Origin of the sequence: Comamonas aquatica NBRC 14918 (genome assembly GCF_000739875.1) — a bacterium.
GTDB lineage: Bacteria > Pseudomonadota > Gammaproteobacteria > Burkholderiales > Burkholderiaceae_C > Comamonas > Comamonas aquatica.
The window spans coordinates 12332-27703 of the sequence record NZ_BBJR01000002.1; the positions used below are offsets into that span (position 1 = coordinate 12332).

12 protein-coding genes and 1 tRNA gene are annotated in these 15372 nt (G+C 66.3%); 9 read left to right on the top strand and 4 right to left on the bottom strand.

The window, feature by feature from the left end:
* Positions 1–48: 48 nt before the first annotated feature.
* The gene (locus CA2_RS01135) at positions 49–1806 is read right to left on the bottom strand and encodes a methyl-accepting chemotaxis protein (protein ID WP_042411711.1); all 1758 of its coding nucleotides are present in this window, start codon (positions 1804–1806) and stop codon (positions 49–51) included.
* Positions 1807–2040: 234 nt separating this feature from the next.
* Here CA2_RS01135 and CA2_RS01140 point away from each other — a divergent pair, with 234 nt between their 5' ends.
* The 4 genes from CA2_RS01140 to CA2_RS01155 all read left to right on the top strand — a co-directional run bounded on the left by CA2_RS01140 (position 2041) and on the right by CA2_RS01155 (position 5732).
* Complete coding sequence (locus tag CA2_RS01140; RefSeq protein ID WP_042411713.1) at positions 2041–2910, top strand: PHP domain-containing protein; 870 nt, start codon at positions 2041–2043, stop codon at positions 2908–2910.
* Positions 2911–3018: 108 nt separating this feature from the next.
* Positions 3019–3654, top strand: coding sequence for an L-threonylcarbamoyladenylate synthase (locus CA2_RS01145; protein ID WP_042411716.1), 636 nt, complete (start codon positions 3019–3021; stop codon positions 3652–3654).
* A 42-nt stretch (positions 3655–3696) separates the two neighbouring features.
* Positions 3697–4365 carry a site-2 protease family protein gene (locus CA2_RS01150; RefSeq protein WP_042411718.1) on the top strand — a complete coding sequence of 223 codons (669 nt, stop codon included), beginning with the start codon at positions 3697–3699 and terminating at the stop codon, positions 4363–4365.
* Positions 4366–4427: 62 nt separating this feature from the next.
* Positions 4428–5732 (top strand): tryptophan--tRNA ligase, encoded by a 1305-nt coding sequence (locus tag CA2_RS01155; RefSeq protein ID WP_042411720.1) that lies wholly within the window; start codon positions 4428–4430, stop codon positions 5730–5732.
* Between the two features lie 571 nt (positions 5733–6303).
* Here CA2_RS01155 and CA2_RS01160 read toward each other — a convergent pair.
* Positions 6304–6380 (bottom strand) — tRNA-Arg (locus tag CA2_RS01160).
* Between the two features lie 201 nt (positions 6381–6581).
* On the opposite strand from CA2_RS01160, the gene CA2_RS17110 reads away from it, so the two are divergent.
* Positions 6582–7604 carry a DNA/RNA non-specific endonuclease gene (locus tag CA2_RS17110; RefSeq protein ID WP_217997611.1) on the top strand — a complete coding sequence of 341 codons (1023 nt, stop codon included), beginning with the start codon at positions 6582–6584 and terminating at the stop codon, positions 7602–7604.
* A 66-nt stretch (positions 7605–7670) separates the two neighbouring features.
* On the opposite strand, the gene CA2_RS01170 is transcribed toward CA2_RS17110, so the two are convergent.
* Both CA2_RS01170 and CA2_RS01175 read right to left on the bottom strand, forming a co-directional pair.
* Complete coding sequence (locus CA2_RS01170) at positions 7671–8207, bottom strand: hypothetical protein (RefSeq protein ID WP_156105925.1); 537 nt, start codon at positions 8205–8207, stop codon at positions 7671–7673.
* A gap of 206 nt (positions 8208–8413) precedes the next feature.
* Positions 8414–9190 carry a TOBE domain-containing protein gene (locus CA2_RS01175; RefSeq protein ID WP_042411724.1) on the bottom strand — a complete coding sequence of 259 codons (777 nt, stop codon included), beginning with the start codon at positions 9188–9190 and terminating at the stop codon, positions 8414–8416.
* 81 nt (positions 9191–9271) lie between these two features.
* On the opposite strand from CA2_RS01175, the gene modA reads away from it, so the two are divergent.
* From modA to fdnG, 4 genes are all read left to right on the top strand, one after another.
* A complete protein-coding gene (gene modA, locus CA2_RS01180; protein WP_042411726.1) occupies positions 9272–10027 on the top strand; it encodes a molybdate ABC transporter substrate-binding protein in 756 nt (251 codons plus the stop codon).
* 101 nt (positions 10028–10128) lie between these two features.
* Positions 10129–10815: a molybdate ABC transporter permease subunit gene (modB, locus tag CA2_RS01185; RefSeq protein ID WP_042411769.1), complete on the top strand. Its 687-nt coding sequence runs from the start codon at positions 10129–10131 to the stop codon at positions 10813–10815.
* Positions 10816–10829: 14 nt separating this feature from the next.
* Positions 10830–11912 carry a molybdenum ABC transporter ATP-binding protein gene (gene modC, locus CA2_RS01190; protein WP_042411728.1) on the top strand — a complete coding sequence of 361 codons (1083 nt, stop codon included), beginning with the start codon at positions 10830–10832 and terminating at the stop codon, positions 11910–11912.
* A 406-nt stretch (positions 11913–12318) separates the two neighbouring features.
* On the top strand, positions 12319–15369 hold the full coding sequence (gene fdnG, locus CA2_RS01195) for a formate dehydrogenase-N subunit alpha (RefSeq protein WP_081888812.1): 3051 nt from the start codon (positions 12319–12321) through the stop codon (positions 15367–15369).
* The last annotated feature ends 3 nt before the right edge of the window (positions 15370–15372 follow it).

Below are 15372 nucleotides of genomic sequence, written 5' to 3' on the forward strand. Positions count from 1 at the left end.
GGGCAGTCCCTGGCAAACCCTGATCGGATAAAGCCGCGGCGCCCCAGGCTAGAAGTCCTCCCACGCCCCCACGTCGGCCGAAGCCGGCTGGCTCGGCGCATGGCCGCCGGCCTTCGCCGCCGCACCCGGCAAGGGCAAGGGCGCGGCCTGGGGCCGCAGCGCTGGGACCGGCACCTGGCGCGCCGTCGCGGCCGATGCGGCCCGCGCCACGTTCGCCCCTGGGCGGCTGGCTGCCAGCGGGCAGGGGCTGGGCATGCCGGCCTGTCCCACGTTGAAGACCGCCACCACCTGGGCCAGGCGCTGGGCCTGCTCGTTCATGGACATGGCCGCCGCACTGGATTCCTCGACCAGGGCGGCGTTCTGCTGGGTCATCTGGTCCAGGTTACTGACCGCCTGGTTCACCTGCGCAAACCCGTCGTGCTGCTCGCTGGCGGCGGCGCTGATTTCACCGATGAGGTCGGTCACCCGGCGCACGCTGGCCACGATCTCCTGCATGCTGGCACCGGCCTGGGCCACCTGGGCCGAGCCGACATCCACATTGCTGACGCTGGCCGAAATCAGGGCCTTGATTTCCTTGGCCGCCTCGGCGCTGCGGCCTGCCAGCAAACGCACCTCGCCCGCCACCACGGCAAAGCCGCGGCCCTGCTCACCGGCACGCGCGGCTTCGACGGCGGCGTTCAGCGCCAGGATGTTGGTCTGGAAGGCGATGCCGTCGATCACGCCAATGATGTCGCTGATCTTGTGGCTGCTGTGGGTGATCTGCTGCATGCTGGTCACCACCTGCTCCACCACATGGCCACCACGTTCGGCGGCCTGGACCGCGGTCGTCGCCAGCTGGTTGGCCTGGCGCGCCGTGTCGGTCGACTGCGAGACCGTAGAGGTCAGCTCCTCGATGCTGGCGGCGGTCTCTTCCAGGTTGGCGGCGGTCTGCTCGGTGCGGCCGGACAGGTCATGGTTACCGGTGGCGATCTGCGAGGCTGCCGACGACACCGCCTCCACGCCATTGCGCACTTCCGACACCACGTCGCGCAGGCGCTGCGCCATGGCTTGGAGGCTGCGCAGCAAGCGGCCCAGTTCATCCTTGCGATCGTCCTGCACCTCGGCCGTGAGATCGCCCGCGGCAATCGTGTCCGCCAGCGCCACCGCCTGGTCCAGCGGAACCGTGATCTGGCGCACGATGACGATGGACAGCAGCAGGCCCAGCACCACCACCGCCAACAGCGCCGCACTGCCCACCAGCATGGCGGCGTCGCGATCCTGGGCACTGTCGGCCAGGGCCTGGTCCCGCATGCGCTCCTGCTGCGTCACCAGATCGGTCTGCGCCTGGTTGTAGACCGCAACGGCCGGCAGCAACTGGCTGTCGAGCATCTGACGGGCATGCGCCAGCTCGCCGCGGTTGCGCAGCGTGCTCAATTGGCCATTGATCTCCAGCACCTTGCTGCGCGCCTGGGCGATCTTTTCCAGCTGCTGGTGACCTTCCTGGCTGGTCAGCACCTGTTCGAGCTGCTGCTGCAGGGCCGAGGCCCCCTCGACCCCTTGCTGGACCTTGCCCGCGGCGTAGCGGCTGACCTCGTCCTCGCTCGACATCGCCCCCAGGACCACGTTGGCAATCGCCAAGTCCGTCACGCCACGCCACTGCACCGCCAGGCGGATGCGGCTTTCATAATTCTGGATTTCCGAGCGCACCTGTGCTTCCACACGCCCGATGTAGGTGGTCATGCCGAAGCCGGCGGCCAACGTCAAGGCCAGCACGCCAAACAGCAACACCCAGATTTTCTTGGACACCGACCAGTTCTTGAATTGCATACCCCTCCCTCCCTTTGCGCTTTGTTGTTGCGGCAGGGCGCAGCCCAGACGGTGGCTGGTGCAATGCGCCCGACACCTGCCGACGCAGTATCTGGAAGAAGCCCTTTTGCCGACCCAGGATTCCCGACAGCTATTGCGCCAAAGCAAACCGCGTTAAAAACACAGTTGCTTTTTGTCTGCGTTTTTGCGCAGGCAGTTTGTACCCACTTACACAACCCTTGAGTCCCCCACCCCATGCCTGCCAGGTTCCATGCCGACCTTCACTGCCATTCCACGTTTTCGGATGGAACCCTCACGCCCGCACAACTGGCGCAACGCGCCCGCACGGCCGGCGTCACGCTGTGGGCGCTGACCGACCACGATGAGCTGGCCGGCATCCCTGCCGCCCAGCAGGCGGCCGCCGCGCAGGGGCTGGACTTTCTGGCCGGGGTCGAAATCTCCGTCAGCTTTGCCCAGGCCTGCGTGCACATCGTCGGGCTGGGCGTTGATCCGGAACATCCTGCGCTGCAGCAAGGTCTGGCCGACCTGCGCAACAGCCGCGGCCCACGCGCCCAGGAGATGGGCCGCCAGTTGGAGGCCGTGGGCATCCCCAACGCCTACGAAGGCGCACTGCGCTATGTGGGCAACCCGGCCCTGATCTCGCGCACCCACTTTGCACGCCATCTGGTGGAGACCGGCGTCTGCAAGGACATCCCCGAGGTGTTCAAGCACTACCTGGCCGATGGCAAGCCCGGGCACGTGCCCCAGCGCTGGGCCAGCCTGCAGGAAGCCGTCGGCTGGATCACGCAGGCACAGGGTGTCGCCGTGATGGCCCACCCTGCCCGCTATGGATTCACGGCCAACGAAGAGCATGCCCTGTTCAGCAGCTTTTGCGCCTGTGGTGGTCAGGCCGTGGAAGTGGTGACTGGCAGCCACGCGCCGCACGAATACGCGACCTATGCCGCGCTGGCCCGCGAGCTGGGCCTAGCCGCCTCGCGCGGCAGCGACTTTCACAGCCCGCAGGAGTCCAAGATCGACCTGGGGGGGCTGCCTGCCGATCTGCCGGGGCTGCAACCCGTCTGGGACTTGCTGCAGGACCGCATCGTGCGTGCTCCGACGCCCTGAAGCACCGGGACTGCCGCGCCCACGGTGGGCGACAAATTCCACCGGACTGACGACAGACTGGGCCCAGCTGCGCTAGGCTTGCCACCACGACATCACCAAGGATCGTCCATGGCACAGTATTTCGAGATTCATCCCGACAACCCCCAGCCCCGGCTGCTCAAGCAGGCCGTGGCCCTGCTGCAAAAGGGCGGGGTGCTGGCCATCCCCACCGACTCCAGCTATGCCCTGGTCTGCCAGCTGGACGACCGGAACGCCGTGGACCGGCTGCGCCGGATCCGCCAGGTGAACGACAAGCACCACCTGACGCTGCTGTGCCGGGACCTGTCGGAACTGGCCAACTACGCCATCGTGGACAACAAGCAGTACCGCCTAATGAAGCTGGCCACGCCAGGCCCCTACACCTTCATCCTGGACGCCACCAAGGAGGTACCACGGCGGGTCAGCCACCCTTCGCGCAAGACCATTGGCCTGCGCGTGCCCGACCGCAAGGGCACCCAGATGCTGCTGGAGCTGCATGGCGCCCCCCTGCTGGCCACCACGCTGATCGCCCCCGGCGAGAGCGAGCCCATGAACGACCCGCTGGCCATCCGCGCCCGCTGGGAGCACGAAATTGACGCCGTCATCGACGCCGGTGCCTGCCCCCTGGAGCCCACCACCGTGCTAGACCTGACCCCGATGGGCGCAGGGGACGAGCCGGCGGTGTTGCGACAAGGCGCCGGCCTGCTGGACCGCATTGGTTTGTAGGCCCACGCACCAACGGGGCGCCAGGTTTGCGACAATGAGGCGGTGAACGCCTCTGACCTCATACAAACCGTCCTCATCTACGCCCTGCCTGTGCTGTTCGCCATCACAGTGCACGAGGCGGCCCACGGCTATGCTGCACGCCATTTTGGCGACCAGACCGCCGCGATGATGGGCCGCATCACCCTCAACCCCCTCAAGCACATCGACCCCATCGGCACCATCCTGATGCCGCTGTTGCTGTACTTCTCCACCTCCGGGGCCTTCCTGTTCGGCTATGCCAAGCCAGTGCCGGTGAACTTCGGCAACCTGCGCCACCCCAAACGCGACATGATCTGGGTGGCCCTGGCCGGCCCCGCCTCCAATTTCGTCCAAGCCATCGCCTGGGCTGTGCTGCTGGTGATCCTGGCCGTGGCCGGCACGCAGGAGCGCTTTTTCATCGAGATGGCCCGCGCCGGCATTTTGGTGAACCTGGTGATGTGGGCCTTCAACCTGTTCCCTCTGCCTCCTCTGGATGGGGGTCGCATCCTGGTGGGCCTGCTGCCGACACGGGCCGCCCTCCTGCTGTCGCGCGTGGAGCCATTTGGCTTTTTCATCGTGCTGGCCCTGGTGCTGCTGGGCATCGTGGGCAGCCTGTGGCTGCGGCCGCTGATGGACATGGGCTACACCGTGATCGACTGGATCATCACCCCCCTGCTGGCGCTGCTGCGCTGAAGCGACATTTTTCTGCGCTGCGCAGCCCTGCGCAGCCACCGACTTTGAACTTGGTTTGAGCTATGAGCACCACCCGTTTCCTGACTGGCATCACCCCTTCCGGCACCCCGCACCTGGGCAATTACGCAGGCTCCATCCGCCCGGCCGTGGCGGCCAGCCGCACGGCAGGCGTTGAAAGCTTTTATTTCCTGGCCGACTACCACGCCCTGATCAAGTGCCAGGATCCCGCGCGCGTGCACCGCTCGACCCTGGAGATTGCCGCCAGCTGGCTGGCCTGCGGCCTGAACCCTGAACACGTGGTGTTCTACCGCCAGTCCGACGTGCCCGAGATCCCCGAGCTGAACTGGTTCCTGACCTGCGTCACCGGCAAGGGCGTGCTCAACCGCGCCCACGCCTACAAGGCGTCCCAGGACAAGAATGCCGAAGCCGGCAAGGACCTGGACGATGGCGTGACGGCCGGCCTGTTCATGTACCCCGTGCTGATGGCCGCCGACATCCTGATGTTCAACGCCCACAAGGTGCCCGTGGGCCGCGACCAGATCCAGCACATCGAGATGGCGCGCGACATGGCCTCCAGCTTCAACCACCTGTACGGCGAGCACTTCGTGCTGCCCGAAGCCGCCATTGAGGAAAGCGTGGCCACCTTGCCCGGCCTGGATGGCCGCAAGATGAGCAAGAGCTACGACAACACCATCCCGCTGTTTGCGCCGCGCGAGCAGCTCAAGAAGCTGATCGGCAGCATCGTCACCGATTCGCGCGCCCCCGGCGAACCCAAGGACACCGAAGGCTCGGCGCTGTTCCAGCTCTACCAGGCCTTTTCCACCCCCGAGGACACCGCCGCCATGCGCCAGGCCTTTGCCGACGGGATTGGCTGGGGCGATGCCAAGCAGATGCTGTTTGAGCGCATCGATGCCGAGCTGGCGCCCATGCGCGCGCGCTACGACGACCTGATGGCCCACCCCGAAAAGGTGGAAGCGGCCCTGCAGATCGGGGCCGAGCGCGCCCGCGCGCTGAGCCGCCCGCTGATCGCCACCCTGCGCGCGGCCGTCGGCCTGCGCAGCCTGGCCAGCCAGGACACCGGCGCCAAGCAGGCCAAGGCGGCGAAGGCGGCCCAGCCCAGCTTCAAGCAGTACCGCGAGAAAGACGGCAAGTTCTATTTCAAGTTCCTGGCTGCCGATGGCCGCCTGCTGCTGCAAAGCACCGGCTTTGACCAGCCCAAGGTCGCGGGCCAGACGATTGCACAGTTGCAGCAACAGGGCGCCACAGCCCTGGCAGCGCTGGGCACGGCGGTCCAGCTGGCAGACGCCATCAGCAGCGATGACGTCGTGCACGCCCTGCACGTCTTGCAGGAAGCCAGCCAGGCCTGAGGCCCTGCGTCATGGCTGCGGGGGCGGGGCTGAGGCACGCGGCCCCGCCGCATTGGGCCATCCCTGCACGCCCTGTCGCACGGCCTGCGAAGGTCTGTTGTGCCATCGACCCCCAGAGGCTCTACCGCAGCGTGCAGCAGCGCGGTGCACTGGTCACTCCATCGTTGGATGGCCCTCAACCCGCCCTAGGGTAGAAGGTTGGGAGCGCCAACCGGTGCTAAAGGCTGGCAGCGAGCGGCGACCGCCTCGCACAGTCGTCGACGGGCGTAGAGGGAGAATGGCCTCCGCCCAGTCACGGGTCACACCGAGAAAACGCCCACGTCCTTAGCGTGGCAGCAGTGACACGACTTTCGCTGCCCAAACGCAAGTCTCTGCCACGCGCTGACGGGATGGACTGCCCCACCCGATGACTGCGGCGGACAGGCGAATCGCCTGCCAGCCATCTTGTGGTCTTGGCGCCTGCGCGGCGCAAGCCAAAGCCAGCACTATGGATGCAGCAAACAGTTGCGCACAGTTCCGTCAGCACCAACGAAAAAGCCTCAGAACTTTGCAGTTCTGAGGCTTGTCGTTTTGGTGCGGCTGGCAGGAATCGAACCCACGACCCCTTGGTTCGTAGCCAAGTACTCTATCCAGCTGAGCTACAGCCGCTGAAGCCGTGATTATAGGCAGGTTTTGGCGGCACAAATCCGAAAAACGGTCTTTTTCCTGTGGGGTGCAGCAGATTGCACTCCCAAATCACTGTATTTGCATACAGTTTTTATCGAAAAATATAGCAGACCGGCCCTAGAATGATGGGCTGCATGCTATCGATGTACAAGCAAACTTTCTTGCCTGGGCATGTGCTGGCCCATGGCGACGCGTAAAAAGAAAACCTTTGCCCCTCTCTCCTGGCTGCGTGCATGGCGCCAGCGCCTGACCAGCCGCATGGCCTGCTTTGTCTGGGGGGCCATCCTGGGCAATGCCGTGCTCAGCCACCCCATTCAGCCCCTGAACCTGCTGCTGGAGCCGCCCGAGCACATGCTCAGCACCGCGGCACGGCAGGGGCTGGACCTGCTGCGCGCCGAGGTGCGTCAGCTGGGGAATTCGGTCAGCGCGGCCCTGGGCGAGGCCACCACGCACTGGCTGCGCGCGCGCACCGAGGACACACGCCCCCAGGATCCAGCCCCACCGCCCGCAGCCACGCGCAGTGGCGACTTTGCCGATTGCGCCGACCAGTTTCCGGCCCAACGCCCCCTGCACGTGGCGGACACCAGCACCCAGTGGGCCCCCTTGGCCCTGTGTGCCGATGCCTTCGCCGTGCTGTATTCGGGCCTGACCAAGACGCCCCTGGTGGTGGTGGAAAAACTCAACCGCCAGCGCCTGCAGCACGCCGCCGGCCTGGCGCGCACCGACGCGTTCTACGCCGACACCCGCATTCCTGCGCCATGGCGCGCCGACCTGTCCGACTACCAGGGCAGTGGGTATGACCGTGGCCACCTGGCCGCAGCGGCCAACCAGCCAGATGCCCAGGCCATGGCCCAGTCATTTGCGCTGAGCAACATGGTGCCCCAAGACCCGACGCACAACCGCAGGCTGTGGTCCAAGCTGGAAGCCGATGTGCGCAAGTACGCGCTGCGCACGGCGGGCAATGTCTATGTGTTCACCGGCAGCCTGCACGAGGGGCCGACGCAGACGCTGGGGCGCAATGCCGTGTGGATTCCCAGCCACCTGTTCAAGCTGGTGTACGACGAAAGCCAGCAGCGTGCCTGGGCCTATGTGCTGCCCAACCGGGCCGATGCACAGATCACCCGCCCCATGGATTACGCCGATTTCGTCGAGCGCACCGGCTGGCCACTGCTGCGAGGACTGCCAGTGGTGGGCAGCATCCGTTGAGCCCCGCACACCGGGCGTAAAAAAGGCGCCTGCCAAGGCGCCGTGTGGGGATACAGGTCCGCAGACTCAGGCCGCTGGGTGCTCGCCCCCCGCAGACAGCTCCTCCGCCGAGCGCATGCGCACCCGCAGCCAGAAGCCCCGTGGCTCGCCCTGCTTGACCAGCTTGGTCTCCATCTTCATGCGGTTGAGCAGCGGTGTGGGGATGTGGTAGAGCGAAGGCGCACGCAAGATGGACTCCTGCGAAGGCATCTTCCAGTACTGGTCATAGCCCGCGTGGTAGGCCACTTCCTCGCACCAGCCAGCACGCTGCAGGTCGGCCATCATGCGGGCGGTGAACTCTTCGCCCTCGGCCACCCCGAGATCGGGCACCAGCAGCAGGCGCTGGGTGGCGGGCTGGATGTGCACCCAGAATTCGGCCGGTGCATGCTCCAAGCCCTTTTCGACGACCGCCGGCTCCGACTCGTCGGCCAGGCCATCGCGGCCCATGAAGCGGCGACGTGGCTCCTCCTCCTGCGAGCTGGTGGCCCGGGTCGGCGCGGGGGCTGGGGCGGGCTTGTCTTCCGCCCCTGTCAATGTCGAAATCAACCGATCAAAAATACTCACTGCGCTGTGTCTTTCCGTTCTGCCTACCTCAGGGTCAGGCCATAACCACTCCGTTCAGGGGCCTATTGTGGCAAAAAGCCACGCAAACCGATGCTGCGCCCCATCCGATAACCTTGGCAACGCCCGATTTTTTAACGATTAGCAACTATCAACGGCTTCATGCCCGGCCAGCTTGACCTGCGTCAACGACGCGGCAGTCCAGCGGCTCACGCCAGCAGCGCCAGCACCACGGACGACTCCGGTACCTGCACCACCACCTTGCGCCCAACGCGCAAGCCACTACCCGCAATGGCAAAGCCGACCAGTTGCACCCCGGCGGCGGTCTGCACCGCCACCTCATCGCCGATCGCCCCGATGGCCACCCGCGTGACCTTGCCGCGCCAGGCATTCGGCACCGGTCCGGTCTGCGCAGCCAGCTGCCAGGCCTGCACCAGCACGGCCGTGGCCTTGCACAGGGCCAGCACGGGCAACCCGGCCTGCAGGCCCAGCAGTTGGGCGCTTTCGGCCGTGATGCGCGCCGTCAGCTCCAGTTCGGCGTGCTGGCTGCGCAGTTGCACCAGGGCCAGCGGCCCGGCCACCTGCACCTGCTGCACCACACAGGGCCACTGGTTGCGCATGCTGGTCTGCACGCCCAGGCGCTGCACCGCCACCGGTGCCCGCAGCTGCTGCATGACCGAGCCGCGCACCTGGGCCAGGGCATCGGCGGCCGTCAGCAGCTCCTGCCCGGCCGCCGTCAGCCGGGCCCCGCCACCGCCCGCGCCGCCAACGGATTTTTCCACCAGGGCCACGCCCGCCAGGTTGGTCAGCGTATCGATCGCCTGCCAGGCGGCCTTGTAGCTGACGCCCACATCGCGGGCGGCCTGCGAGATGGAGCCACTACGCGCAATGCCGCGCAGCACCTCCAGGCGGCGGTCGGTTTGCGGGTGGCCCAGCGCCTGCATCCAGACGGGCGCTGCGGAAGAATCGTTCGAAGACTGGGACATGCGCGCATCATGCCGCCAATTGCCCACCGTACCGGCACAGCATGGCTATACTTTCGCTATTCACGAAAGGAATAGCGATCCATGTTCACCCTGCCCACCCTGCGCCGCAGCCTGATCCTGACCGCCCTGCTGGCGAGCGCCGCCCATGCCGACACCGTGTCGGTGGCCGTAGCGGCCAACTTCACCGCCCCGATGCAGAAGATTGCCGCGGAATTCGCCAAGGACACCGGCCACAAGGCCGAGCTGTCGTTCGGTGCCACCGGCAAGTTCTATGCGCAGATCAGCAACGGCGCGCCGTTTGGCGTGCTGCTGGCCGCCGATGACACCACCCCCGCCAAGATCGCCCGCGAGGGCAAGGGCGTGGCCGACTCGCGCTTCACCTACGCCGTGGGCAAGCTGGTGCTGTGGAGCAAGCAGGACGGCTACGTCGACGCCCAGGGCGCGGTGCTCAAGACCGGCAAGTTCCAGCACGTGGCGATTGCCAACCCCAAGCTGGCGCCCTACGGCCTGGCCGCGGAGCAGACGCTGACCCAGCTGGGTCTGCTGGAGCAGATCAAGCCCAAGTTCGTGCAGGGTGAAAACATCGGCCAGACCTACCAGTTTGCCGCCACCGGCAATGCCGAGCTGGGCTTCGTGGCCCTGTCGCAGGTGATGGAAGACGGCAAAATCAAGTCTGGCTCGGCCTGGCTGGTGCCGCCCAACATGCACGAACCCATCCGCCAGGATGCCATCGTGCTGAACACGGCCAAGGACAACGCCGCCGCCAAGGCGCTGATGGACTACCTCCGCGGCGACAAGGCGCGCGCCATCATCACCTCGTTCGGCTACGCTTTCTGAAGCAGGCAGCGCGCCGTTTCTGAGCACTTCAGCATGTTTCGATGCTGAAGTGCTTGTTTTAGCTGCGCAAGCAGCTCACTTTTTCACCAACCCCTTTGGGCATGCTCTCCACCGAAGACTGGGCCGCAATCGCCCTCACCCTCCAGCTGGCCAGCGTCACCACCGTGCTGCTGCTCGTGCTGTGCACCCCGCTGGCCTGGTGGCTGGCCCACACGTCTTCGCGCTGGAAAGGGCCGATCGGCGCCGTCGTGGCCCTGCCCCTGGTGCTGCCGCCCACCGTGATCGGCTTTTACCTGCTGGTCACCATGGGACCCAACGGCCCCGTCGGGCAGTTCACGCAATGGCTGGGGCTGGGGCGGCTGCCGTTCACCTTCGCCGGCCTGGTGGTCGGCTCGCTGATCTACTCGCTGCCGTTTGCCGTGCAGCCGCTGCAGCGGGCCTTTGAAAGCCTGGGCCAGCGCCCGCTGGAAGTGGCCGCCACCCTGGGCGCCAGCAAGCTGGACACCTTCTTCAGCGTGGTGCTGCCCCTGGCGCGCCCCGGCTTCATCACCGCCGCCGTGCTCAGCTTTGCGCACACCGTGGGCGAGTTCGGCGTGGTGCTGATGATCGGCGGCAACATCCCGGGCGTGACCCGCGTGGTATCCGTGCAGATCTACGACCACGTGGAAGCCATGGAATACGCCCAGGCCCACTGGCTGGCGGGCGGCATGGTGGTCTTTGCCTTCGTGGTGCTGGTGCTGCTGCACTGGCTGCAACCGCGCGCGCACCGCCACAGCTCCCCCCTGTAACCCGGGCCTGCCCCATGAATGACCGTGTGATCTCCGCCCGCCTGCAGCTGCAACGCGCCGACTTTGTGCTCGACGTGGACCTGCAACTGCCCGGCCAGGGCATTACCGCGCTGTTCGGCCCCTCGGGCTGCGGCAAGACCACCTGCCTGCGCAGCATCGCCGGGCTGGAACGTGCCCAGGGCCAGGTGCGCGTCAACGGCCATGTCTGGCAGGACGATGCCAGCCGCTGCTGGCTGCCCACGCACCGGCGCGGCCTGGGCTATGTGTTCCAGGAGGCCAGCCTGTTCCCGCACCTGAGCGTGCACGACAACATCCATTACGGCCTGCGTCGCACCCCCGTGGCCCGCCAGCGTGTCGCGCTGGAACAACTGCTGGAGCTGCTGGGCATCACACAACTGCTGGGCCGCAAGCCCGCCACCTTGTCCGGCGGCGAACGCCAGCGCGTGGCCATTGCCCGCGCCCTGGCCACCAGCCCGCAGATGCTGCTGATGGACGAACCCCTGTCCGCCCTGGACGCCGAACGCAAGGCCGAAGTCCTGCCCTATCTGGACCGCCTGCAGGCCCATCTGGACATTCCCGTGCTCTACGTCAGCCATGCGCTGGACGAGGTGGCGCGCCTGGCCAGCCACCTGGTGCTGCTGCGCGCCGGCCGCGTGCTGGCCCAGGGCGCGACGGCGACCATGCTCTCGCGCCTGGACCTGCCGCTGTCCCAGGGTGACACCGCCACGGCCGTGATCGATGCCCGGGTCCTGGCGCACGACGCCGCCACCCACCTGAGCACGCTGGCCTTCGATGGCGGCCACCTGCGGCTGATCACCCCGCAGCCACCCGTGGTGGGCAGCCAACGCCGCCTGCGCATCCAGGCCCGTGATGTCAGCCTGTGCCTGCAACCGCCCCAGCACAGCAGCATCCTCAACACCCTGTCGGCCACCGTGCAGTCGGTGCGTGAGGACACGCCGGGCTACGCCATGGTGGCGGTGCGCACCGGCCACACCCACCTGCTGGCGCGCATCAGCCAATACTCGGCGCAGCAGCTCCACCTCGAAACCGGGCAATCGCTGTTCATCCAGGTCAAAAGCGTGGCATTGCTGGACTGAGCAGCATCAAACTTTGGCCCATGGCAAGCACGCCGTGACATATCGCAGCGATTTGCTCACCATTTGGACACCCACGCTGGACAGTGCCTGGGCATGGGACTAGATTCGCCGGCTTTTCGACCTGATCTAAATTCAGCGCGAAAAAGGAAGGCTTGAGGGCCTTCACCCTTCGTTTCCTCGCCTTGCGAACCCACGCCCCACGCGCGGGTTCAATTGCTTGCCATTGGCATCCCTCAACATTCGACGTGGCCCGTGAGGTCCGGCAATGCGCGGGCAGTCGCCAAGGTCGAGGCCCCGAGTCCGGGCTGTTCCCCCGGCTCACCAGGCGTGCGTGCCCTGCATGCATGGCCTGCAAACCTAACGCCCTCCATGGTCATGGGAGCGCGGTTGAAGAAAACAACTCACGATGAATCACGGCAGAAGACGGTTCTTCAAGCTGTGCGGTGCCGGCGTCGCTGGCGCCACTGCTGCATCCCTGGGCTTTGCGCCCTCGGTGGCCCTGGCCACCCAGCCTCGCCAGTACAAGCTGCTGCGCGCCAAGGAAACCCGCAACAACTGCACCTACTGCTCGGTCGGCTGCGGCATGCTGATGTACAGCCTGGGTGATGGTGCGAAGAATGCCAAGGCCAAGATCTTCCACATCGAGGGCGATCCAGACCACCCGGTCAGCCGCGGCTCGCTGTGCCCCAAGGGCGCGGGCGCGCTGGACTACATCCACTCCGACCAGCGCCTGAAGTACCCCGAGGTGCGCGAAGCCGGCACCAACGCCTGGAAGCGCATCAGCTGGGAAGAAGCCAACACCCGCATTGCCCGCCTGCTCAAGGACGACCGCGACGCCAACTTCATCGAGAAGAACGAGAAGGGCCAGCTGGTCAACCGCTGGCTGTCCACCGGCATGCTGGCCTCGTCGGCCGCCTCGAACGAAACCGGGGTGCTGGACTTCCGCTTTGCCCGTGCACTGGGCATGGTCGGCTTCGACTGCCAGGCGCGCCTGTGCCACGGCCCCACCGTGGCCGCGCTGGCGCCCTCGTTCGGCCGCGGCGCCATGACCAACCACTGGGTGGACATCAAGAACGCCAACGTGATCCTGGTCATGGGTGGCAACCCCGCCGAGGCCCACCCCGTGGGCTTCAAGTGGGCGATCGAGGCCAAGATCCACAACCAGGCCCACCTGATGGTGGTGGACCCGCGCTTCAACCGCACGGCGTCCGTCGCCGACTTCTACGCTCCCATCCGCGCCGGCTCGGACGCCGCCTTCCTGATGGGCGTGGTGAACTACCTGCTGCAGCACGGCAAGATCCAGCACGACTACGTCAAGGCCTACACCAACGCCAGCCTGATCGTGCGCGAGGACTACAGCTTCGACGAGGGCCTGTTCAGCGGCTACGACGAAGACAAGAAGGTCTACGACAAGAGCAGCTGGACCTATGAGCGCGACGCCCAGGGCCACGCCCTGAAGGACGAGACCCTGCAGCACCCGCGCTGCGTGCTGAACCTGCTGAAAAAGCATGTGGAGCGCTACACGCCCGAGATGGTCAACACCATCACCGGCACCCAGGTCGCCGACTTCCTGCACGTGTGCGAACAGCTGGCCAGCACCTGCGTGCCCGACCGCACCGCCACCTTCCTGTACGCCCTGGGCTGGACCCACCACACGGCGGGTGCACAGATCATCCGCGGCGCGGCCATGATCCAGCTGCTGCTGGGCAACATCGGCATGGCCGGCGGCGGTGTGAACGCGCTGCGTGGTCACTCCAACATCCAGGGCTACACCGACCTGGGCCTGCTGTCCACGCGACTGCCCGGCTACATGGACCTGCCCAAGGACGCCCAGCAGAGCCTGGAGGGCTACCTCAACGACATCACGCCCAAGGCCGATGTGGCCGGCCAGGTCAACTTCTGGAAGAACACGCCCAAGTTCTTCGTCAGCCTGCTGAAGGACCTGTACGGCGAGCACGCCACCAAAGACAACAACTGGGGCTACAACTGGCTGCCCAAGTGGGACCGCAGCTACGACATGCTGGCCTACTTCGACCTGATGTACCGCGGCAAGGTGAACGGCTACATCGCCCAGGGCTTCAACCCCGTGGCGGCCATGCCAGACTCCGGCAAGATTCGCGACGCGCTGGCCAAGCTCAAGTTCCTGGTCGTCATCGACCCGCTGCAGACCGAGACCTCCACCTTCTGGAAGAACCACGGCGAGTTCAACGACGTAGACCCAGCGCAGATCCAGACCACGGTGTTCCGTCTGCCGTCCTCGTGCTTCGCCGAGGAAAACGGTGCCATCGTCAACTCCAGCCGCTGGCTGCAATGGCACTGGGCCGCGCAGGAGCCACCGTTCGAGGCGCGCCATGACGGCCGCATCCTGGGTGGCATCTTCACGAAGCTGCGCGAGCTGTACGCCCAGGAGGGCGGCACCTGCCCCGAGCCGCTGATGAACATGCGCTGGGACTACCACAACCCGCAGGACCCCCACCCCGAGGAAGTGGCCAAGGAAGCCAACGGCTACGCCCTGGCCGACCTGTACGACGACAGCGGCAAGCTGATCGCCAAGCAGGGCCAGTTGTTGTCCGACTTCGGCATGCTGCGCGACGACGGCAGCACCGCCAGCTTCTGCTGGATCTTTGCCGGCTCGTGGACCGAGGCCGGCAACCAGATGGCGCGCCGCGACAACACCGACACCGGCCATGGCAACACGCCCGGCTGGGCCTGGGCCTGGCCGGCCAACCGCCGCGTGCTGTACAACCGCGCTTCGGCCGATCCCTCGGGCAAGCCCTGGGATCCCAAGCGCCAGATCCTGCACTGGGACGGCAAGAAGTGGGGCGGCAGCGATGTGCCGGACTACCCCGCCACCACCGCCCCGAACAGCGGCGTGAACCCTTTCATCATGCTACCCGAAGGCGTGGGCCGCCTGTTCTCGGCCAAGGGCATGAACGACGGCCCCTTCCCCGAGCACTACGAGCCCACCGAGAGCCCGATTGCGGCCAACCCGCTGCACCCCAAGGTCAGCCAGAGCCCCGTGGCGCGTGTGTTTGCCGACGATGCCGCGCGCATGGGCTCGCGCGAGCAGTTCCCCTATGTGGCCACTACCTACTCGATCACCGAGATGTTCCGCCACTGGACCAAGCATTCGCGCCTGAACGCCATCGTCCAGCCCGAGCAGTTCATCGAGCTGTCGGAAAAGCTGGCCGCCAAGAAGGGCATCCAGGCCGGTGACGTGATCCGCGTGTCCAGCAAGCGCGGCCACATCAAGGGCAAGGCCGTGGTCACCAAGCGCGTGATGACGCTGCAGGTCGATGGCCAGGAAATCGAGCAGATCGGCATTCCCTGCCACTGGGGCTACGAAGGCACCACGCGCAAGGGCTATCTGGCCAACACGCTCAGCCCCGGGATTGGCGATGCGAATGCGCAAACCCCGGAGTTCAAGGCCTTCCTGGTCAACATCGAGAAAGCATAAGGC

Coding starts and splice junctions, on each gene's coding strand:
- CA2_RS01135 (WP_042411711.1), bottom strand. CDS start 1,806: ATGCAATTCAAGAACTGGTCGGTGTCCAAGAAAATCTGGGTGTTGCTG.
- CA2_RS01140 (WP_042411713.1), top strand. CDS start 2,041: ATGCCTGCCAGGTTCCATGCCGACCTTCACTGCCATTCCACGTTTTCG.
- CA2_RS01145 (WP_042411716.1), top strand. CDS start 3,019: ATGGCACAGTATTTCGAGATTCATCCCGACAACCCCCAGCCCCGGCTG.
- CA2_RS01155 (WP_042411720.1), top strand. CDS start 4,428: ATGAGCACCACCCGTTTCCTGACTGGCATCACCCCTTCCGGCACCCCG.
- CA2_RS17110 (WP_217997611.1), top strand. CDS start 6,582: ATGGCGACGCGTAAAAAGAAAACCTTTGCCCCTCTCTCCTGGCTGCGT.
- CA2_RS01175 (WP_042411724.1), bottom strand. CDS start 9,190: ATGTCCCAGTCTTCGAACGATTCTTCCGCAGCGCCCGTCTGGATGCAG.
- modA (WP_042411726.1), top strand. CDS start 9,272: ATGTTCACCCTGCCCACCCTGCGCCGCAGCCTGATCCTGACCGCCCTG.
- modB (WP_042411769.1), top strand. CDS start 10,129: ATGCTCTCCACCGAAGACTGGGCCGCAATCGCCCTCACCCTCCAGCTG.
- modC (WP_042411728.1), top strand. CDS start 10,830: ATGAATGACCGTGTGATCTCCGCCCGCCTGCAGCTGCAACGCGCCGAC.
- fdnG (WP_081888812.1), top strand. CDS start 12,319: ATGAATCACGGCAGAAGACGGTTCTTCAAGCTGTGCGGTGCCGGCGTC.